Below are 20,907 nucleotides of genomic sequence, written 5' to 3' on the forward strand. Positions count from 1 at the left end.
TCATGCGACAATCCACGTTAAATCCATATATCCATGATATTATTCTCATGAATTGATGGGCATTTTGAATGGCTTTGTTCAAGCGTCCGCACGCACCGCAGTTGCGGTGTCGCCGCAGAGCGGATTTCAGAAACCGTGTCAGCCGATCGCGCGAATTCCCGCTAGCAACGCTTGCGAAAGCTCTGTTTCGGGCGAACACCACTCCAAAAGAATATCGTAGTGATTGCGGTTCGCGATCTCGATCGGCGTCACCGCCCCGCCGGCCTTTGACCAGCAATCGGCAAAGGCGCGCGACTGGCGCTTGAAGCCGTCCGCCTCATGCTGGGCCCACGCCACAATGATCGGGCAGCCCTGTTGCGGAATGTGGCGGATTGGACTGAGCGCATCAATATCATCCGCTCCAAGCCGCAGCCATTGTTGCGGAAAGGTTGCAGCCAGCGGCGCCAGTTCAAACAGGCCACTGACGGGCATGCCAAATTTGACGACATCGGCTGGGAGCCCAAAACCAGCCTGCCATCCTGTTGCCAACAACGCCGCCGCGAGATGACCACCCGCCGAACTCCCGCCAACGGTAATGCGCTCTCGATCAAGCCCGAAGTGCTGGGCATTGTGCCAGACAAAGCCCAGCGCAGCCCGTACCTCACGGGTTATTTCTGCAAGACTGGCATCAGGCGCCAACCGATAGTCAACGACGACCGTCGCGACACCTTCAGCCGCCAGCATGCCCGCCATCATCGCAGAATCCTCTTTGCTCAGCGCCCGCCAGTAACCGCCATGAATGAACAGGAAAACCGGCAGCAATCGCTGTGAGGCCGGTGGCGCATAAATATCAATCCGCTGCCCGCTCGCCGCATCATACATCACATCCCGATGTTGGCCCCAACGGTCGCGCTGCGCCACACTTTGCGCGCGATAACGCTGCATCTGCGCTGCAAATTCCTCCGCCGAAACCGTGGCCTTGGCATTGTAATCGCGCTCAAGCCGCGCTGGCTCGAAACGTGCTTCCGAAGAAAGAGGGGTCATGGACGAACATCCTTGATCATCATATTTTTTCTCAAACCACCAGGGCTGCGACGCGGTTTTCAATCATTCGCACAAGGCTGAGTGCTGTCATTTCCGAAGATTTGGGATTGGTGCTGAGCGGCGTATTGTCAAAACGCATGTGCATGGTGCCAAACGAACCTTCAGCAAAGATTTCATGCCGGTTGCTATCGGCATCAGGGTCCGCCACCAAAGTCACGCGGGTCCGATCAAGGCCAATTCCCGCAAGCGCCGTGATCACCGCGACATTGGCATTCTGCGGAAAGGCATCTGCTGCTACACGGGCATTATCGCTGAAGATCACCGTGGACCGCGTGATCTCCTCGAGGTCAATCAACTGCGCGGCACGGGTACCCTGCCATGCTTTTGCCGGCTTGGTAATCCGATGCTCGACCCGTTCAACGGGCAGCCTGGCCGCCGCGGCAAGTGCATCAATACCGCCAAGCGCGCCGGGTGGGATGATTAACTTGCAGCCTTTTCCCGCAGCCAATCTCTGCAACTGCAAAAGACAGTCCGCATCGACAAATGCAGATGTCGAAGACACTGCGAAATCCATGCCGTGCGACAGTGCCGCCATGCCGTAGGGAAATACGCTTGAGCGGCCCGCCATTTCGACCACCAGCGTCACCCCCGTCGCGGCAAGGTGATTTGGATCATCGATCAGCAGCGATCCATCCGGCAGATCCGGCCGTGAGACGGTGGCGTCGCGCACGGCGATTGCGGCGATTTCAACCGGACATTTGCGCCTGGAAAGAAGGTCGGCAACCCGCCTGCCGATAGCACCCCAGCCGATCAGTGCAATTCTTTCAGAGACCGACATAGGCATGCACCTTCTCGTAGTCGCGTTGCAGATCCTCGCCGCTGCCCTGCCAGACCGTGCGTCCCTTCTCAAGAATATAGTGGCGATCGGCCAGCCGCTTTAACACGGCAATATTCTTGTCGATCAACAGGATCGACTGCCCCATCTCACGCAAGCGCATGATGCAATGCCAGATCTCTGTCCGGATCACCGGCGCGAGCCCCTCGGTCGCTTCGTCGAGGATCAGCAATTGCGGGTTCGTCATCAAGGCGCGCCCGATCGCCAGCATTTGCTGTTCACCCCCTGACAGCGTACCGGCGATCTGACTGGCCCGCTCCTGCATGCGCGGAAACAGCGCGTAGACTTTCTGCAGATCCCAGGGGGAGACGCGTTTGTTGCGATTGGATGCGGTGGCGACGAGATTTTCCCGTACAGTCAGCGTCGGAAAGATCTGCCGCCCCTCAGGAACAAGCCCCACTCCAAGCCGGGCGACTTTTTCCGGCCTGTAGCGCGTCGTATCCCGACCGGCTATTTCAACGCTGCCGCCCGTCGCTTCGAGCAGTCCCATCATTGTCCGTATCGTTGTGGTCTTGCCCATGCCGTTCCGGCCCATCAGGGTCACCAGCTCGCCCTCTTTCACTTCCAGAAAGACATCGTGAAGAACCTTTGAATGCCCATAACCGGCGCGAAGCCCCTGAATTTTCAGCACAGCTTTTCCTCCCCGCCAAGATAGGCATCGCGCACGGCCTGGCTTGTCCTTATATCGTTCACCGTGCCCGTCAGGATGACACGGCCATACACCAGCACAGAAATGCGATCGGCGAGCGCGAACACCGCCTCCATGTCATGTTCCACAAGCAACATCGTCACCCTGCCCCGCAAGCTGTTGAGCAGTTCGATCATCTCCCGACTTTCTGCCGCCCCAAGACCTGCCATTGGCTCATCAAGAAGCAGCAGTTTCGGCTTGAGAGCCAATGCCATCAGCAATTCCAGCTGCTTGCGACCGCCACTCGACAGATCGCCGGCGCATTTTTCGGCATGATTGGCCAGCCGGCTTGCGGCGAGAATCTCCTCCACCGCCCGCCAGATTGCCCTGCGCCCTCTCACCCGGTCGAGAATCCGAAAATTGTTTCCTTGGCGCATTTGCACCGCCAGCGCGATGTTTTCGCGCACGCTCATTTCGTCGAGCAGCGTGGTAATCTGGAAGGTGCGCCCCAGTCCGCGTGTGACACGTCCGGCCGCACTCAACTGTGTGATGTCTTCACCCATCAGGCGGATCGAACCCGAACTGGGTGTGATTTCGCCGCACAATTGATTGATGATGGTGGATTTTCCTGCACCGTTCGGGCCGATCAGCGCATGAATATGCCCCTGCTCCACGTCGAGCGTGACATGATCGGTTGCAAGAAGCCCGGCAAAGCGTTTGACCAGATCACGAACTTCAAGAAGATTGCTCATGTCCGCACCTCGACTTTGCGCTGTCGCGACAACCAATGCCGAATTCCCCGCCAGCCTCCGACAATCCCGCCTTTTGTTCCCATCACGACAAACAGCAGCACAAGGCCCATGGCAAGCTGCCAATGTTCGGTCCACGAGGCAAGATAGGTCTGAAGAATGAGGAAGGCTGCGGCACCCCAGAGCGGGCCGAAGAAACTGCCAACCCCGCCGAGAATGACCATAACCATCAATTCCCCGGACTTGGTCCAGTGCAATGTGTCAGGGCTCGCAAAACGCATGAAGATGGTCAGAAGCGCACCGGCGAGGCCCGCGCCCATTCCGGCCAGGACGAAACCATAGAGTTTATAGCGATAGGTTTCGATCCCCATGGCGGTCATCCGTCTTTCGCTCTGCCGGATTCCTGTCAGCACCGCGCCATAGGAGGAATGGACGACCCGCCAGAGAAAGCTGAGATAAAGGATCATCGAGACAAGGATGACATAATACATTGTTGTCTTATCGCGCAGGCTAAGGCCGAACAGATCATTGGCCCGCCGCACGATGATGCCGTCTTCCCCGCCATAGGTCTTGAGTGAAACGAACAGGAAAAACAGCATCTGCGCGAATGCCAGGGTTATCATGATGAATTGCACACCGGACGTTCGCAAGGCCAGTGCGCCGATGAGCAGCGCTGCAAGCCCCGAAACCAGCATCGCTGCCGAAACCGTTATCACAAACTGGTCAGAGCCCGGAATGAACCCGAAAAGCAGCGTGTCCTCGGCATGATGAAAATACAGAATACCCACCACATAAGAACCGATGCCGAAAAATGCCGCATGACCAAACGAGACCATCCCTCCATACCCAAGGATCAGGTTGAGACTTGCCGCGGCGATCGCGTAGATCATGATGCGGGCGAGAAGACTTGTGGCAGCATTCTGCCCGAACGCGTCAGCCGCGAACGGAAACAAAGCCAGCACCGCGCAGCCAAAAGCAATGAGCAGCATACGATATGACATGATCTATCCTCCCACCGGAAACAGGCCCCTGGGGCGGAACAAGAGAACGATGGCCATTAGCAGGTAAATTCCCATCGAGGCGATGCCAACGCCCAAAGCATCGGCTTGCGCTGCAGCCATTACATTGCGCAGGAGGCCCGGCAGGAACGCGCGCAGGCATGTATCAATAATGCCGAGCGAGATGCCGGCGATGAACGCGCCTTTGACTGAACCCACCCCGCCAATGACCACGACAACAAAAGTTGCAAGCAGGATCTGCTCTCCCATCCCGACCTGGACGGCAAGGATCGGACCGGTCATGAAGCCCGCAAGCCCGGCAAATGCCGCGCCCAGTGCAAATACCAGCGTATAGAGCAGTCTGATATCGACGCCCAGTGCACGCACCATATCGCGGTTTGTCGACCCCGCCCGCACAAGCATGCCGATACGGGTCTTGTTGATGAAGACATAAAGTCCGGCTGCGACCAGCAGACCGGCCGCAATGATCAACAGCCTGAACGGCGGATAACTCAGGCCATCAAACAGCTCAACAGGCTGCGAGAGCGACGCCGGAAGCTGCGTGAAGATCGGCTGCCGCCCGAAAGTCAGAACGGTCAGCTCATTGAAAATCAGGATCAGCGAGAAGGTCGCCAGCACCTGATCAAGATGATTGCGCTGGTAAAGATTCCGCATGATACCAAGTTCGATGGCAATACCCACCACCATGGCTGCGAGAATTGCTGCCGGCAGCCCCAGCCAGAAAATTCCCGACTGGACCGCTACAAAGGTGCCGATGAAGGCGCCGATCATATAGAGTGAACCATGCGCCAGATTGATAACGCCCATGATCCCGAAGATCAGCGTTAAGCCGGCGGCAAGCAGGAACAACATAACGCCGTAAAGAAGGCCATTGAGAAGTTGTTCGACGATGAGTGTCATTGTGGAAACTGACCTTCAAAACAGATAAAAACTGTGTGGCGCGCAGCCCGGGCGCGCCCGCAACCCGGTTCAGAGCTTGCAAGCCTGCGCGTAGGAATCACCGTAATTCTCAATCAGCTTCTTTTTGATCCTTGTTGTCGGATTGCCATCGTCGCCCGCCACCACATCGACAAGATACCAGTCCTGCAGCGGATGCTGGTTCGGTCCGAAGGCGAAACTGCCGCGTACAGACTGGAACTCCGCCTTGCGCAGTGCTGTGCGCAGCGCGTCGAGATCATCAACACCGCCCGTCTGTTTCAACGCTGAGGCAATCAGCCGGCCCGCATCATAACCTTGGGTGCCGTAATAGGTCAGAGGCCGGTCGGGAAAGGCTGCTTTCCATTTTGTCACCAGCCCACGACTTGCTGCATTGTCGATATCAGGGCTCCAGTGACTGGTCGCCATCAGCCCGATTGCCGCCGTGCCCAGTGATTTGAGAATGACTGCGTCACTGGACGGCTCCGACAGAACCATCGGAACCTTGCCCAACAAGCCGGCCTGCTGATACTGCCGCATGAAGGCAATACCCATGCCGCCCGGATGCGATTGGAAAACCACGTCTGGATTGGCCGCGCGGATCTGTGCCATCTCTGCGGAGTAATCGGTCTGATCAAGCTGGGTGTAGATTTCGCCGGCGATCTCGCCTTTGAAGCCGCGCTTGAAACCGGCGAGTGCATCCTTGCCTGCCTGGTAATTGGGCGCCAGAATGAACGCCCGCTTGAACCCCTCCTGCTCGGCGGCGATCCCGGACGCCTCATGCAGCGCATCGTTCTGCCACGAAACAACAAAGTAATTGGCGTTACAGTCCTTGCCGGCCATGTTGGAGGGTGCCGCGTTGGCGCTGATATAGATACCGTCATTATCAACGATATCGGGTACCGCTGCGCCCAGCACATTGGAGAAAATTATCCCGGTGAACAGCTTGACCCCGTCTTCGGACATGAACCGTTCGGCGATCTGGCGTCCATTTCCGGGCTTGGCGGCATCGTCTTCCACCTTGAGCTCGACCGCGACACCGCCCAGTTTGCCGCCCTCTTCGTCGATCGCAAGCTGTAGGCCGTCGCGGATATCCTGGCCCAGATAGCCACCCGGACCCGACAAAGTCGTTATCACACCAATCTTGACCGGCTCCGCAGCAGCGCTCGTCGCTAGCCCCGACAGAAGTCCGATCAGCAGCAGTTTGTCTTTCATGGTCTTCCCCTTTTGATTTTTTTAGCTTGTTCAAGGAAAGCGCCCGACCTTGCCCGGGCGCAGACGCTTTAAAGCGTCACCCAACCCTCCGGCGGGTTCTTGCCGGGATGGATGGTGCGGCAATGCGGGCAGGTCCGCAGTTTTTCGTCATTGTAGAAGGCAGCGTAAAGGGGCGGCAGATCATCCACGATGGATTCAAGATCGACCTCGGCGCGATGCACCAGCCCGCTGCATTCGAAACAGTACCATTCGACAGCGTCAAGCGCGCCTTCCGGCCGCGCTGGCTCGATCACCAGTCCGATCGATCCCTCCTGCGGTCGCTGCGGCGAATGTCGAATATGGGCGGGCAACAAGAATATATCGCCTTCGCGGATCGGCACGTCATAAAAATCGCCGGTCGCCGTATCGTGCAGCTTCAGCAGCATGTCACCCTTCAGCTGGTAGAAGAATTCTTCGACCGGATCGTCATGATAATCCGTGCGCTTGTTGGGGCCGCCAACCACCGTCACCATCAGCTCCGCATCCTTGAAGACCAGCTGATTGCCGACCGGCGGCTTTAGCAGATGTTTGTGCTCATCAATCCATTTCTGAAAGTTAAACGCGGCTAATCTTGTCATTGTTGTTCCCCTTTTCGGTTTGTCTAGGAAAGTTTCAGATCACAGCGCTCAAACGCCTCCCGGATCGTGCGTTTTTCGGTTTCTGTCAGCTCAAGCATTGGCGCCCGCACAGGTCCACCCACCTGGCCCAGCAATTCCTGCCAGTATTTCTGATGCGCTGTCGGCTTTTCCGCAGGGCGTGTCGCCTTGAAGGCATGACGCAGGCCGTCAAGACTTTTGAACACCGCCCGTGCCTCGTCCGCTTTGCCGGCAAAGGCAAGATCGGTGTAATCGCGCATGCGGCGATCCCTGCCGGTCTGCAATGTGTAGGGTGGCGACGAACACAGATAAAGCTGCCAGCCCAGTTCCAGAATATTATCCAACCATTCCTCTTCCGATGCGGTGGAAACCAGAATGCGATCGCCTGCCAGTTGCGTGAGCTCGAGATACATCGCACGGGGAACCGAATATTTGATCGCCACCACCGTTTCAATGTCGGCCAGGCGATTGCACAATTGGGGGCTCATCAAATAGCCACTATCGGGATGCGACCAGAGCGCGAGCCCGATATCTACACGCGAAGCAATGGTTTCATAATAGCGCAGCAGCGTCTCGTCCTGGGCGCGCAGGAAATGCAGGACTGGCGCGTGAACCACAATATAGTCCGCGCCGCAGGCCTGCGCATGCCGGGCAAGCTCGATGACCACATCCATATTCTGATCCGAGCATGACATGATCGTCTGCGCTTTATCGCCAACCGCTGAAACCGCCAGCTCAAACATCCGCTTGCGCTCATCAACCGACATCGCGAAAAACTCGCCCTGCTTGCCAGCAACGAAAAGCCCGTCAATGCCAAGATCATTGACCCAGTGATCGACGTTCCTGCGAAAGCCGTCTTCGTCGATCGCGCCTTGATCGGTGAAGGGCGTGTTTGCCGCAGCCCAGATACCGCGCATGGTGGCGCGCGAATGTGCCTTGGCATTCTGCCGGTCATATTTCATCGAAAATTCCTCGCTTCAGGCCGGGTCACTCCAAACCCGCTTGTATCTGATCGAGCCTGACTTTCTTTCATTCGGGAAGTATTGTAAGTAGAATATATTCATAAACAAAAACACATAAGTGATTGCATGCGCCCCACATTGCGTCAGATCGAATGCTTCCAAGCCGTCGTCGAACTGGGAAATTTTTCTCGCGCCGCCGAGCGGGTAAAAACCACCCAGGCCAATCTTTCTCATACGATCCGCGATCTGGAGAACGTGCTTGATGCACGGCTTTTCGATCGTACGACCCGTCGGGTGAGCCTGACCGAAGCCGGGCGCGCCTTTGCCGCCGGCGCGTTGGCAGGCCTTGCGGAAATCGACCGTGCGGCCGACAGCGTGCGCGATCTTGGCAAGCTGCGACGCGGTCAGGTCAGTATCGCGGCGCCGCCACTTCTATGCACAACCATCCTGCCACATCTGGTTCGTCGCGTGGCCGATGAACATCCCAATCTGGTGATCAAGATCGAGGATGTCGGGCCGGAAATCGTCATCGAACAAGTGCGCACTGGCCGCTGCGACTTGGGTGTGGGGACGTTTTCGGGCGAGGATTCCGATGTCGAAAGCCAGACGGCGCTTCGCGACCAACTGATGATCTTCGTGTCGCCTCATCATGATTTTGCCGGCTATGATCACGTGTCCTGGTCTCAGCTGGATGATCAGCCGCTGATCACCCTCACCCAGAAAAGCAACATTCGCCTGTTGACCGAGATGGGGTTCGAACAGGCGGGACTGTCGCTCAGACCGCATATGGAAGTCAATCAGATCCACAGCGTCCTGTCGCTGGTCGAGGTGAATGCCGGTATTGCCGTGCTGCCTGCCTATGCATTCACCGCCCTGCGCGGTCGCGGCATCGTGGCACGCCCGCTGACGGCGCCGGCGATCATACGCGAAGTGCGCCTGATTACCCCGCGTGACCGCGAACAATCGGCTGCGACCGCTGCGGTGCGTCTGATCCTGCGCGATCTGTTGCGCCAGATGATCCCCGAACTCCCGGGGAGCGGAACAAGAGGTTGAACCGGCGTGGCGTTTGCGCTTGCGTCATCTGTCGTTGCAGGATCAAATGACAACATCTTTGTTTAGAATCAGCTGAAAAAGACGAATTGCAACGATCAACGGCGGGACGTCGATTGCCACGGCAGTAAGGGAATGCAGCCTCATGAAAAGACATCAGACACTCTTGTCAGCAGCTCTCATCGCGGCTGCGCTCAACAGCACGGCGATCACCGCGGCCTATGCCAAGACGCTGATCTATTGTTCAGAGGCCTCCCCTGAAATGTTTGACGCCGCACAGACGACCTCCGGCGCTGTCTACGACGCTTCCGCGCGCAATCTCTCCAATGGGCTTGTCAAGATCAAGCGCGGCTCCACCGAGCTTGAACCGGGTCTCGCAGAGAGCTGGGAGGTCTCGGCCGATGGCAAGGAATATAGTTTTCATCTGCGAAAGGGCGTGAAGTTTCACACCACCAACTATTTCACGCCAAGCCGCGATTTCAACGCCGATGATGTCATCTTCACCTTCGACCGCCAGGGCAACACGGACAACCCCTATTACAATCAGGGGACCTGGCCGCAATTTGGTGCCTATTCCTTTCCCTCGCTGATCGAAAAAATCGAGCGGGTCGACGATTACACCGTCAAATTTGTCCTGACGCGGCCCGAAGCGACATTCATTCCGAGCCTGTCGCTGACCTTCGCGGTCATTCAGTCCAAGGAATATAGCGATAAGCTGGTTGCCGAAAACCGCATCGCCGAGTTCAGTCAGCAACCGATCGGAACCGGCCCCTATCAGTTTGTTGCCTATCAGAAGGATAGTGCCATTCGTTACCAGGCCAATCCCGAATACTGGGCCGGCAAGCAGAAGATCGACAATCTCATTTTCGCGATCACCCCGGACGCAGCCGTGCGCCATCAGAAGCTCAGTACGGGTGAATGCCACGTCATTGCTGCTCCCAATCCAGCGGATATTGCGGAGATGAAGAAGGATCCTGCCATCGAAATGCAGAACAAGGAGGGTCTCAACCTCTCCTTCCTGGCCTATAATACGCAGCAAAAGCCATTTGACGACGTTCGCGTGCGAAAGGCGCTCAACATGGCAGTCAACAAGCCGGCGATTATCGATGCGGTCTATCTGGGCTCCGCAGTCGTCTCCGTCAATCCCTTGCCGCCAAGTGTCTGGGGCTATAACAAGGCCGTGAAGGACGATGATTACGATCCCGAACAGGCGCGCAAGCTGCTTGCGGAAGCCGGGGTGAAGGATCTCAAGATGAAGATCTGGGCGATGCCTGTGCAGCGACCCTATATGCCCAATGCACGCCGGGCGGCCGAACTTATTCAGGCCGACTTTGCCAAGGTCGGCGTCACCGCTGAAATCGTCACCTATGACTGGGGTGAATATCTCAAGCGCTCGCTCGAGAAAGACCGCGATGGCGCGGTGATGCTCGGCTGGACCGGGGGCATTGCCGATCCCGACAATTTTCTGGCGGCCCTCTTGAGTTGCCAGGCTATCGGCAGCGCCAACCGCGCCAACTGGTGTGATCAGGATTTCGAAAAGCTGATCCAGGCCGCCAAACTGACAACCGACCAGGCTGAGCGCAGCAGGCTTTATGAACAGGCCCAGCTGGTGTTCAAGCAACAGGCGCCGTGGCTGACAATCGCCCATCAGATCGTCGAACAGCCGGTCAGCAAGAAGGTCAAGAACTTCCGGATCGACCCGTTTGGTGGCTATCTCTTCGAGGATGTGGACATAGAGGAATAGGCCCGCGGCGACGCGCGTCACGCAAATTTCTGACAAGCGGGTGAGAGCCCCCGCTTGTTTTCAAGCGCCCCGCAGCAGTCGGGGACGTATACTGACAGGATGCCGAGACTTATAACATGGATATCGTCGAGCGCTTTTTAGCCTATACCCGCATCAACACCACCGCCGTACCCAATGCGGGCAGCCTGCCCTCCAGCCAAGGACAGCATGATCTTGCCCGACTTCTCGCCAATGAGATGCGGGAATTCGGGATGGAGGTCGAGGAGCGCCAGCATGCGATCGTCGTCGGCACATTGCCCGCCAATGTCGCCCAAAGCCGACTGGCGCAGTTTCCCACCATTGCCTGGGTCGCGCATCTTGATACATCGGCCGAATACACGACCGACACGCACGCGCATGTGGTCGATTATGCGGGCGGAGATATTCTGCTCAACAAAGCGACCGGTTCAGTCATGCGGTTGGAGGCGTTTCCCGAGCTTCAGCACTATATCGGTGATAGGATCATCGTCACCGATGGCAGCAGTCTGCTCGGCGCAGACAACAAGTCAGCCATTGCCGAAATCATGCACGCCATGCAGGTTCTGACATTGCATCCAGAGATCGAACACGGCACCATCAAAGTGGTGTTCGTACCCGATGAGGAAATTGGCTTGCTCGGTGCCAAGGCTCTCGATGTCAGCTCCCTCAATGCCGATTTCGCCTACACCCTTGATTGCTGTGCGCGTGGGGAAATCGTCTATGAAAACTGGAACGCCGGAGAGTTTCACCTGACTTTCAAGGGCCAGCCTGCGCATCCAATGTCAGCCAAGGGCAAGCTGCGCAATGCCATTCTCTATGCCCAACAATTTATTGCGATGCTGCCAGCCGGTGAGCGACCCGAATATACCGAGGGTACCGAAGGCTATTATTGGGTCAAGGCGATCCAGGGGAGCGTAGCCGAGACGAAACTCACCGTCGATATTCGCGATTTTACAACGGAAGGTTACGAAACGCGGCGCGCATTCATTGAGAATCTGGCGGCGAGTTTCAACCGGCTTTATGGTGAAGACAGTGTCGGTGTCCATTATAAGGCCGTCTATAGAAACGTCGCCGAAACGCTGCGCGGCAAAAACCACTATCCGGTGCAGATCGCGCTTGAAGCCATGAAAACACTGGGTGTCGAGCCACGGCCTGTGCCGATGCGTGGTGGCTATGACGGCGCGGTGCTGTCGGAAAAAGGCCTGCCATGCCCCAATCTGTTTTGCGGCGCGCATAACTTCCACTCCATTTACGAATTTCTTCCCGTATCCTCCTTACAGAAGGCCTCGGAAATGGTCGTCGAGATCATCAGGACTGCACGAAAAGTCAACGACCCCGTCTGACCGCAGCGGCGGTTACGGGTCGCGTTTTGCATGGAATGCGGCTCAGGACTGCAGACGACCGCCACGCTGAAGGCCATTGCTGCCTTAAAGGCTGGTGCAGGCATTGACCGTGCACCGCGGCCTGAGGATGGCCGGTCGGCGTTTGCGGCCATCCCAGCGCCGGTTAGCGAATTGAAATTTTTCGGGAAAATTGAAGAAACGAGGGATCGTTTCCGCGTCATGGGTGTTGTTATCAGCAATCCATTGTGAGGAATTTCAATGACCAACAACAAAACACCCTACGCGCTGGTGGCCGATGACGATGTCATTATCCGCATGGACGCTGTCGACATTCTGGAGACGGCCGGTTTCCGGGTCAAGGAGGCGAGCAATGTTGAAGAGGCATTGGAATTGCTCGAGGCTGACGCCGATAGGTTTCAACTGCTGTTCACCGACGTCCAGATGCCGCCCAGTGAACTGACCGGCTTTGATCTTGCACGCCGCTGCTCAAAAGACTGGCCACATATCGGGATACTCATCGCTTCCGGCATGGCTCAGCCAGAGGCCGACGAACTGCCAAAAGGCGCGGTCTTTGTGCGCAAACCTTTCAGCGCGAACGTGGTCTATGATCATCTTCAGACCATTCTGCCGGACGGCAAGAAGCCCGAGCCGCTAAAGACGATGGCGCTGTAGCCTATCCTGGCGCCGCCGCTTTGGCCGTGACCGTGAGACATCGGCGTTTGATTGCATGCATTTATCTGCCGAGCTTGATATATTTGCAGACAAACTCAAATTGCGCCTCAATTGGCGAGGGGACAAGGTCAATCGAATAGCCTCTCGCCTCCACGTCCCGGCTTATGTTGACGGCCTTCTCGACTTCGAAAGCCTTATCCTTGTGAGGCTGCGACCAGTGCTGGATTTCGGACAGGGCGCGTGCCTTGGCTGAACGTGCGTCCGGGCAAACCAGCAACACGTTGCGATGCAACTCTCCGAATTCGGCCGGGTCATATCCACCCAGATTGATGAAGAACAGCTTGTTGAGGTCGGAATTCCTGCGGCGGGGCACAATCCGGATGTCATATCCGTCCACATGACGGATTTCTCCCCAACAATCGACATGCAGGCTTTTCGGGTTGCCCCACCATTGATCGCGCAGATCATCATAGCAGTCCTGGGCAATCATTCCGACCGAGAAACGGATGTCATGCAACTCGACATTCGAGCCGCCACAATCGCCACCAATCTGGAACATGAACAGTTTCATCGCGTCTCCTTGTGCGGCAAATCGACCAGCTTCCTGATCAACTTAATGCAGGGAGTCTTGCGTGCAAGGAAATTATCGATTGGCATCATCGCCTTAGGGTGGTTTAGCGGAATGCACACGGGCAGCGGATTGCCTTAACGGATAAGGATGCTCTAAAGTAAGGTTCCAGAACGCAGCAACTGATCATCAGTTCTCTTGCTAGCCAGATGTGAAAGAGACCTTGATGAACAATGAGTTTGCGTTTTTGAACGCAGAAGGACCATCAGCGGAGGACATCCGCAGTTTCGATTGGGACAGCAGTGCACTGGGCGCCCCCTCGCAATGGCCTGAGCCGCTCAAAACAGCATTACAGATGATGCTGGCATCGCATTTTCCCAAGGCGATTGTCTGGGGGCCCGGTTACATCACCTTCTATAACGATGCTTTCCGTCCAATCCTCGGAGCGAAAGAAAACTGCATGGGCAAGTCTTTCAGGGATATCTGGGCGGAGGCCTGGCCTGAAATCCTGCCCATTGTCGAAAAGGCCTATCAAGGGGAAGCAACCTTTATCGAGGACTTTCCGCTGGTCATTAATCGCTACGGATATCCAGAACAATGCTATTTCACGTTCTGCTATAGCCCGATCCGGCTTCAGAGCGGTGATGTCGGCGGAATGATCGATACCGTTGTCGAAACGACCGGAAAGGTCGAGGCTGAAAAGCGCGCCTTGATTTTCAATTCAGAACTCGCGCACCGCATCAAAAACACTTTCAGCATCGTCAATTCAATCGCCAATCAGACATTTATCGATGCCGACAGCGAACAGCGCCACAAATTTACCGAGCGACTGAACGCGTTAAGTCAGGCACATGAGATCTTGCGACTGCATAACAGCGCACAGAGTTCCCTGTCGCAATTGGTGGGCAATATTGCCGCGGCTCTGGGCGTGACAGAGAAAATGGATATCCATGGTCCCGATATTGCGATCGGCTCAAAGGGCGTGGCATCGATTTCGCTGCTCATCCACGAATTGACAACCAATGCCATCAAATACGGCGCGCTGTCAAAGGAGCGCGGTCGCGTGAAGATCGAGATGGAGATTTCCAAGCAGGACGGTACCGAAACCCTGACCCTTCATTGGAAAGAGGTCGGCGGTCCTCAGATCACAGTGCCGAGCCGCAAGGGATTTGGAACCAAGCTGATCCGAACCGGACTGCTCGGCACCGGAGACGTTGTTCTGCGCTACGAACCCTCCGGTCTGGAAGCTGAAATGACTGCACCTCTCTTCAAGCTGCGCGCGAACACGGGAAAAACCTCATCCTGACACAGAATCCGAAACCATCGGGAACCAAGTCTCGTGTCGGTAATTATTATTCAGGTGCACGGGAAGGCTTGTTAAAACGGACAGACCAGATTGGCGAATGAAGATACCGGTTGGCCTCATTTGATGGGACAGCTTTACAGTTCGCGCAATGCCTTGCGCAGGGTCATTGCGCAACTCGACGCGGACACACGAAATGCAGCGATCATCAGCATGTCGGAGGAAGCTGTGCTCCTTCAACAACAACTTGAAGGGCTGGCTGACGATGAAGCGCGTGCCTTTGTGAATGGCGCGCTTGAGGAGAACAGGCGAATTTCCGTCTTGATGCAGTGAGTGAAATCTCACTTCAAAAAGCCACAGGTCAGCCTGTGGCTTTTTGGTTCGTGCGAAATTTCCGGAGGGAAAGCGCGGGCAGGGCAATCAGCCCGATTCGATCGCCCAGCGTTCGTGAGAAATCAGCTATGCAATCGGTGTATATGCTGGATCGCGATCAGAAACTCCGCTCTTGCATCTTCTGGACAGACACCATCGTCGAGAACTGCAATCAGTTTCTCAAGCGGCTTGAGCATTGTTGACGTCATCTCGGCAGGCCAACGATCCAAAATGAAAGCGGCCGCTTCCTCAGCGCTCCTTATATGATTGGTCACGCCATTGATTCCGGCGACCTCAATCGGCTTGTCCCAAAATCTATTCATTGGCCTTCCCTTCCCTTTTAAAACGAGAATGGCAGCGCTTTGTTCCGCGCTGTTCGGCTTACGCCACCATGAAAGCCGGCTATCAATCCAAGGCAGTTTGCTGCGGTTTACATTGTAAGAGCGACTTTTGCTGGGCAGCACCCATTATCGCTGGGCTTTCGTAACCTGCCGCCTTAACCGGTAATCGAATGATGCTGCCGGACTTTGTCCAAACTGCGACAGGCCGCACATGCGGATCAGCAAAGCCGATCGCCCTCTCCAACCGGAATGAAACCAAACGGTGGGACAGAGGCTTTTTATCGGATCAACAATTCAGGATGCGGCGATCCTGTCACAGGATGCTTCCCATACCATCGCGCGCATTGTAAGACATGACCACCGATCTCGGGGCTAAGGGTGGGCCATTTGAAACCGACCTTGAAAAACAAGTTATTGATAGGACTGATATTTCCAAATGTTGAATTTTTTAACTTTCTCAAGCACAGTTTTTTTAATGCGGATCAGTCAACGCAGCAGATGGTGTCGATGGACCCGTCGCTTGGGCAACCGCGGTGGTAAGCCAGGCAAACAATCGCCAATGCCTATGCTTGCGACCATGTTTTTCGGACGTATAACGGACTGAATGCTGTCAGAGCCGGTTTGGCAGCTTCTGTTGCCATTGTTGGTGATCTTAAATAGCTTGACTGACAGATCGAAATCCTTTCCGTGATCATCCACCAATCTCACCTGCTCCCCGCTTCCAAAACAGTGCAAGCCAGAGGTTATAAAAGACATTCATGCATGAGATCATCTGCCCCCATTGCAGCAAGGCTTTCAAGATTGATGAGGCCGGATATGCAGATATCCTAAAGCAGGTTCGAGACTCTGACTTCGAGATGCAGTTGCATGAGCGCCTGGAACTGGCCGAACAGGACAAGCGCAACGCTGTGGAACTTGCTAAGGCCAAAGTCGCCCACCAATTGCAGACCGTCTCCTCAGCGAAGGATTCTGAAATCCAGAAGCTGCAGGCGAAGCTTGAAGCCGGCGAGGTTGCAGGCAGATTGGCTGTCGCCGAGGCTTTGAGTGCGATTGAAAAGCAGCGAGACAGCCTGCTCAACGATCTCGAGAATGCCAGACGCGATCAGGACGCGCTGTCGAAACTCGCCGAGGCAAAGCTCGTCTCCGAATTGCAGAAAGCTGCATCCTCCAAGGACGCCGAGATCCAGAGCCTGAAGGCCAGACTTGATGCGAGTGAGCTTGCACAGAAACTCGCTGTAACCGAAGCGGTCAGTGTCGTTGAAAAAGAGCGTGAGGCACTGAAAAACGGGCTCTCCCGGGTCGAGCTGGAGAAAAAACTGGCCGAAACGGCTCTTCGCGACAAATATGAAACACAGCTCCGCGATCGCGACGAGGCGATCGAACGTTTGCGCGACATGAAGCTGAAGCTGTCGACAAAGATGATCGGTGAGACGCTCGAACAACACTGCGCCACCGAGTTCGACCGCATTCGGGCGACCGCATTTCCCCGCGCCTATTTTGAAAAGGACAATGATGCACGCGACGGTAGCAAGGGCGACTTTGTCTTCCGCGATCGCGACGACACTGGCGCGGAAATCGTCTCGATCATGTTCGAGATGAAGAATGAGAATAGCGAAACCGCAACAAAGAAGCGGAATGAGGATTTTTTCAAAGAGCTCGACAAGGATCGCACCACCAAGGGTTGCGAATATGCGGTGCTGGTTTCACTGCTGGAGCCTGAGAGTGAACTTTATAATACGGGTATTGTGGACGTCTCGCACCGCTACCCGAAAATGTATGTTGTCCGGCCGCAATTCTTCATCCCAATGATCACGCTTTTACGCAATGCGGCAATGAGCTCTCTCAAATACAAGACGGAACTGGCGCTGGTGAAAGCGCAGAACGTCGACATCACCCATTTTGAAGCACAGCTTGACGATTTCAAAACCGCTTTCGGACGGAACTGGCGTCTGGCCTCGGATGGTTTCGAAGAAGCGGTCAAGCGCATCGATGAAGCCATCAAAGACCTGGAAAAGACAAAAGAAGCGCTGCATAAATCAGCAAACAACCTCCGGCTTGCAAACGACAAGGCAGAGGATCTGACGGTCAAGCGACTGACCCGAGGCAATCCGACAATGGCCGCCAAATTTGCTGAACTCAAACCGGAGGACTGATCGAGATCGCAATGATCAGAAATCTGGTCATTTGGGCTGATGTCTGCCGATCCGGCAAGTTTCATCACGCCAGACCCCATCACCTGCGTCTTCCCGATACGCCAATGGGTGCGCAATTGCCAACGCGACCAAGCCGAATTCCATAGGCAGCCAGTCAGTCATTGAGAGCTGTGACGATTGGGGTTGATAAGAGACTCTCGGACCTCACCGTTTTGAGCAAAAAGGATTCCGGCCAATATAAGACAGATTGGGTTGCTCGGCAGCCAATCCGGGTAATCCTGTCGTATAGCGGCGACTGAAGCCGCAGCACCGAAACGAATTTTCTGCCGCACAGCCATTCAGTCCGCGATAGCCCTTGCCTGTCGCCACCATGTTGCTTATTCCCAAAACGAACGGAACCGGCATGAAGAGGATGAGAGAATGGACGATGCAATTATCCGTGTCACCGATCTGTCCGTCCTTTTTGACAATGCATCGGCCTTGGCTGCAGTCAGCGTCTCCATTGCGCCAGGAAAAATCACCGTTATCTGCGGTGCAAACGGTTCGGGGAAGAGTACCCTGCTGCGAAGCATGGCGCGACTACAAGCGCCCTCTCAAGGATCGGTGTTCTTTGAAGGAACCGATATCAGTCATCTGCGGCGCATCGATCTGGCCCGAAAGATCGCGGTGCTTGGGCAGATGCCCGAAGTGCCGGCTGGATTAACCGTGGAGGAACTGGTTGAAAATGGTCGCCATCCGCATCGGCGTTTGTTGTCAAGGCTCGGACCGGAAGATCAAAGATTTATTGACGGTGCAATTGCGCAGGTTGGTCTACAAGACCTGCGCCACAGGCAGGTGGCATCGCTGTCAGGTGGTGAGCGGCAACGGGCCTGGGTTGCGCTGGCCCTCGCACAAGATCCCTCTGTTCTCTTTCTCGACGAACCGACGAATTTTCTCGACATTCGGCACCAGTCTGAACTGCTGACGCTGTTAAAAAAGCTGAACCGGGAACGCGCGCTGACGATCGTTGCCGTGCTCCACGATCTCAACCAGGTGCTTGAACTCGCAGATCATGTAATTCTGATGCGCAAAGGCTGTGTGATGACAACAGGGGAACCTGCAACCGTCTTCACAAAGCAGCATCTCAAACAGGCATTTGATTTCAATATCGATATAACCCAGCATCCGGCTTTACCGATCCCATTCTGCCTGCCGCGCTGGATCAATCCTGACGACCAGCCGTAAAAAATGAAATTGAACGCTGCACCCACGATACGATCGCGCGCTTTCGGGCTTTCGGGAAGCCTGATCATCCTTGGAATTCTGCTGCTGCTCCTTCTGTCCTTGGCAGACCTTGTGACTGGCAGTGGCCAGGTCACGATGCAGGATTTGTTGCTTGCACCCTCCAGACCGCAATCGGTCGCACAGATCATCCTCGAAACGATCCGGCTGCCGCGGACTGTGGCAGCCATCCTTGTCGGCGCGGCGCTGGCGGTCGCCGGGACCATCATGCAGACGATCCTGCGCAATCCCCTTGCCGCCCCCGATATTCTGGCTGTAACCAGCGGCGCACAACTCGCGCTCGTCATATCGAGCCTGTTGTTGCCATTTGCTTTTCCCGCCTTTGCAGCAACCATTTTGGGCGGCGCGATCGGCGGCCTGGTCTGCTTGTCCGTGGGCGGCGGATTTCGCGCGCAACCGGTCAGGCTGGCGCTGGCGGGGGTCGCGGTCAGTCTGGCTTTTTCCGCGCTCACCGCCGCAATCATTCTGACTGCAGACGACCGTGCATCCGGGATTATTCTCTGGTCTTCCGGCATTCTGGATCAGACCGGCTGGAACAAGGTTGTATCGCTTGCCCCGATTGTTTTTGCCAGCATTTTGCTGCTGGTTATGCTTGGCAGACAATTTGATATCATGAATTTGGGCAACGATATTGCCGCAAGCCTTGGTTTGGGAAGAGCCACGGCCATCATTGGGCTTTCACTGTCCGTCCTATTGGCCGGATCTTCTGTCGCCATCGCTGGACCGATCGGCTTCATCGGGCTCGCCGTCCCAAATTTCCTGCGGGCAATTGGTTTGATCAAACATCGCGTTCTGTTGCCGGCTGCATGCCTTTGGGGAGCGGTCGCCTTGTTGGGTGCCGACGTTATCGCGCAAGCGTTAAGCAAGGAAGGCCGGGTCGTTCCAACCGGAATTCTCGCAGCTTGTCTTGCCGCGCCGGTTTTGATCATGATCCTTCGAAAGGTGAAGACTGAGGCAGGCAGCCGCGCCAATCTCTTGCTGGCGAGGGTGCTTTTTGCGCGAAAAGCGCCGCTCTATGGGACCCTGTTGCTGGTATTATCCGCAGCAGTTTTTGCAGCGCTCACATTGGGCGACGGCACACTGGGCCGGCAAATCGATTGGAGTATCGTCTACACGCTGCGCATGCCTCGGGTTTTGATAGCAATCGGCGCAGGGGCCTTATTGGCCGTGGCAGGTTTGTTGCTTCAGGCCGTTACACGAAACCCGTTATCGGGGCCGGAAACGCTCGGGCTTGCGCAAGGGGCCGCGCTTGCGAGCCTGCTCGCGCTCCTGACTGGCTTCGTTCCAGGAAGCCCGCTGTTTGCCCTGTTCGCAGCGCTCGGTGCCGGTTGCGTCATTCTCTCGATATCGGTCCTGGGGCGCCGGTCGTCGCCCGCAAGCATCGCCTTGAGCGGACTGGCGATTGCAGCAAGTCTATCGGCCTTCAGCACGCTTGTGGTGATTGAGGCCAGGCTGCAGGTTGCGGAAGCGCTTTCCTGGCTTGCGGGATCCACCCATGCGCGCAGTTGGCAGGATGTTGAAGCCCTCGCGCCCTGGCTTATCCTTCCGCTGCTGGCATGGGTGCTGGCAAAGCGGCTCGATATCCTCGCCCTCGGTCAGGACGGCGCTCAGGCGTTGGGGGTTGATCCTGGCTCAACACGATTGTGGGCAATGATGCTCGCTGCCCTTTCAGTTGCAGGCGCCGTGGCTGCGGTCGGCGCTGTCGGTTTTGTGGGATTGATTGCACCGCATGCCGCGCGTCTATGCTGTGGCGCACGCTATCGGCATCTCCTGCCAGTCACGGCACTGATCGGCGCGATCCTGACTGTCTTGGCAGATATGCTGGGACGCACCATCGTTGCGCCGCATGAAATCCCGGCCGGCATCGTGACTGCCTTCATCGGCACCCCGTTGTTTATTGTCTTGATGCGCAAACAATCGCGCTAGTGGCTTGAATTTGACGATTGAATCCCGGCTCAGCCCATCAAACAAGCTATGCAGTCGTTGGAGATAATGGCACCGGTAGCTTCGAACGCTGTCTC

20 protein-coding genes are annotated in these 20,907 nt (G+C 56.1%); 9 read left to right on the top strand and 11 right to left on the bottom strand.

The window, feature by feature from the left end; all coding sequences use genetic code 11:
• Positions 1 to 138: 138 nt before the first annotated feature.
• From ABWV94_RS17185 to ABWV94_RS17225, 9 genes are all read right to left on the bottom strand, one after another.
• Entirely contained in the window at positions 139 to 1,023 is an 885-nt protein-coding gene (locus ABWV94_RS17185; RefSeq protein WP_353414647.1) for an alpha/beta hydrolase, read from the bottom strand.
• A gap of 31 nt (positions 1,024 to 1,054) precedes the next feature.
• On the bottom strand, positions 1,055 to 1,861 hold the full coding sequence (locus ABWV94_RS17190; protein WP_353414649.1) for an aspartate dehydrogenase: 807 nt from the start codon (positions 1,859 to 1,861) through the stop codon (positions 1,055 to 1,057).
• The gene (locus ABWV94_RS17195) at positions 1,848 to 2,549 is read right to left on the bottom strand and encodes an ABC transporter ATP-binding protein (protein ID WP_353414651.1); all 702 of its coding nucleotides are present in this window, start codon (positions 2,547 to 2,549) and stop codon (positions 1,848 to 1,850) included. The genes ABWV94_RS17190 and ABWV94_RS17195 overlap by 14 nt, the downstream gene beginning before the upstream one ends.
• A complete protein-coding gene (locus ABWV94_RS17200) occupies positions 2,543 to 3,298 on the bottom strand; it encodes an ABC transporter ATP-binding protein (protein WP_113497057.1) in 756 nt (251 codons plus the stop codon). The genes ABWV94_RS17195 and ABWV94_RS17200 overlap by 7 nt, the downstream gene beginning before the upstream one ends.
• Positions 3,295 to 4,296 (bottom strand): branched-chain amino acid ABC transporter permease, encoded by a 1,002-nt coding sequence (locus tag ABWV94_RS17205; RefSeq protein ID WP_113497059.1) that lies wholly within the window; start codon positions 4,294 to 4,296, stop codon positions 3,295 to 3,297. Before ABWV94_RS17205 ends, ABWV94_RS17200 begins: the two co-directional genes overlap by 4 nt.
• A 3-nt stretch (positions 4,297 to 4,299) precedes the next feature.
• Positions 4,300 to 5,214 carry a branched-chain amino acid ABC transporter permease gene (locus tag ABWV94_RS17210; RefSeq protein WP_113497061.1) on the bottom strand — a complete coding sequence of 305 codons (915 nt, stop codon included), beginning with the start codon at positions 5,212 to 5,214 and terminating at the stop codon, positions 4,300 to 4,302.
• A gap of 69 nt (positions 5,215 to 5,283) precedes the next feature.
• Positions 5,284 to 6,444, bottom strand: coding sequence for an ABC transporter substrate-binding protein (locus tag ABWV94_RS17215; protein WP_113497063.1), 1,161 nt, complete (start codon positions 6,442 to 6,444; stop codon positions 5,284 to 5,286).
• A 68-nt stretch (positions 6,445 to 6,512) separates the two neighbouring features.
• Complete coding sequence (locus ABWV94_RS17220) at positions 6,513 to 7,061, bottom strand: 3-hydroxyanthranilate 3,4-dioxygenase (RefSeq protein WP_353414654.1); 549 nt, start codon at positions 7,059 to 7,061, stop codon at positions 6,513 to 6,515.
• Between the two features lie 23 nt (positions 7,062 to 7,084).
• A complete protein-coding gene (locus ABWV94_RS17225; RefSeq protein ID WP_353414656.1) occupies positions 7,085 to 8,041 on the bottom strand; it encodes a dihydrodipicolinate synthase family protein in 957 nt (318 codons plus the stop codon).
• A gap of 126 nt (positions 8,042 to 8,167) precedes the next feature.
• Between ABWV94_RS17225 and ABWV94_RS17230 the strand changes: the two genes are divergently transcribed.
• The 4 genes from ABWV94_RS17230 to ABWV94_RS17245 all read left to right on the top strand — a co-directional run bounded on the left by ABWV94_RS17230 (position 8,168) and on the right by ABWV94_RS17245 (position 12,868).
• Positions 8,168 to 9,094: a LysR family transcriptional regulator gene (locus ABWV94_RS17230; RefSeq protein ID WP_113497069.1), complete on the top strand. Its 927-nt coding sequence runs from the start codon at positions 8,168 to 8,170 to the stop codon at positions 9,092 to 9,094.
• A gap of 142 nt (positions 9,095 to 9,236) precedes the next feature.
• The gene (locus tag ABWV94_RS17235) at positions 9,237 to 10,835 is read left to right on the top strand and encodes an ABC transporter substrate-binding protein (RefSeq protein ID WP_353414658.1); all 1,599 of its coding nucleotides are present in this window, start codon (positions 9,237 to 9,239) and stop codon (positions 10,833 to 10,835) included.
• 116 nt (positions 10,836 to 10,951) lie between these two features.
• Positions 10,952 to 12,196 carry a peptidase T gene (gene pepT, locus ABWV94_RS17240; RefSeq protein ID WP_113497073.1) on the top strand — a complete coding sequence of 415 codons (1,245 nt, stop codon included), beginning with the start codon at positions 10,952 to 10,954 and terminating at the stop codon, positions 12,194 to 12,196.
• A 258-nt stretch (positions 12,197 to 12,454) separates the two neighbouring features.
• The gene (locus ABWV94_RS17245) at positions 12,455 to 12,868 is read left to right on the top strand and encodes a response regulator (protein ID WP_113497077.1); all 414 of its coding nucleotides are present in this window, start codon (positions 12,455 to 12,457) and stop codon (positions 12,866 to 12,868) included.
• Positions 12,869 to 12,929: 61 nt separating this feature from the next.
• On the opposite strand, the gene ABWV94_RS17250 is transcribed toward ABWV94_RS17245, so the two are convergent.
• Complete coding sequence (locus tag ABWV94_RS17250) at positions 12,930 to 13,439, bottom strand: DUF1543 domain-containing protein (protein WP_113497079.1); 510 nt, start codon at positions 13,437 to 13,439, stop codon at positions 12,930 to 12,932.
• A gap of 223 nt (positions 13,440 to 13,662) precedes the next feature.
• Between ABWV94_RS17250 and ABWV94_RS17255 the strand changes: the two genes are divergently transcribed.
• The gene (locus ABWV94_RS17255; RefSeq protein WP_353414661.1) at positions 13,663 to 14,742 is read left to right on the top strand and encodes a PAS domain-containing HWE histidine kinase family protein; all 1,080 of its coding nucleotides are present in this window, start codon (positions 13,663 to 13,665) and stop codon (positions 14,740 to 14,742) included.
• A gap of 90 nt (positions 14,743 to 14,832) precedes the next feature.
• Positions 14,833 to 15,072, top strand: coding sequence for a hypothetical protein (locus ABWV94_RS17260; RefSeq protein ID WP_353414663.1), 240 nt, complete (start codon positions 14,833 to 14,835; stop codon positions 15,070 to 15,072).
• A gap of 122 nt (positions 15,073 to 15,194) precedes the next feature.
• On the opposite strand, the gene ABWV94_RS17265 is transcribed toward ABWV94_RS17260, so the two are convergent.
• Positions 15,195 to 15,434 (bottom strand): DUF982 domain-containing protein, encoded by a 240-nt coding sequence (locus ABWV94_RS17265; protein WP_113497085.1) that lies wholly within the window; start codon positions 15,432 to 15,434, stop codon positions 15,195 to 15,197.
• Positions 15,435 to 16,210: 776 nt separating this feature from the next.
• Here ABWV94_RS17265 and ABWV94_RS17270 point away from each other — a divergent pair.
• The 3 genes from ABWV94_RS17270 (at position 16,211) to ABWV94_RS17280 (ending at position 20,812) form a co-directional block, all read left to right on the top strand.
• Entirely contained in the window at positions 16,211 to 17,605 is a 1,395-nt protein-coding gene (locus tag ABWV94_RS17270) for a DUF2130 domain-containing protein (RefSeq protein ID WP_353414665.1), read from the top strand.
• 420 nt (positions 17,606 to 18,025) lie between these two features.
• Positions 18,026 to 18,829, top strand: a complete 804-nt coding sequence (locus ABWV94_RS17275) for an ABC transporter ATP-binding protein (protein WP_353414667.1) — start codon at positions 18,026 to 18,028, stop codon at positions 18,827 to 18,829.
• A gap of 3 nt (positions 18,830 to 18,832) precedes the next feature.
• Positions 18,833 to 20,812, top strand: a complete 1,980-nt coding sequence (locus ABWV94_RS17280) for an iron ABC transporter permease (RefSeq protein WP_113497091.1) — start codon at positions 18,833 to 18,835, stop codon at positions 20,810 to 20,812.
• Positions 20,813 to 20,907: the final 95 nt, after the last annotated feature.

Origin of the sequence: Brucella sp. NBRC 12953 (assembly GCF_040369775.1) — a bacterium.
Classification (GTDB): domain Bacteria; phylum Pseudomonadota; class Alphaproteobacteria; order Rhizobiales; family Rhizobiaceae; genus Brucella; species Brucella pseudogrignonensis.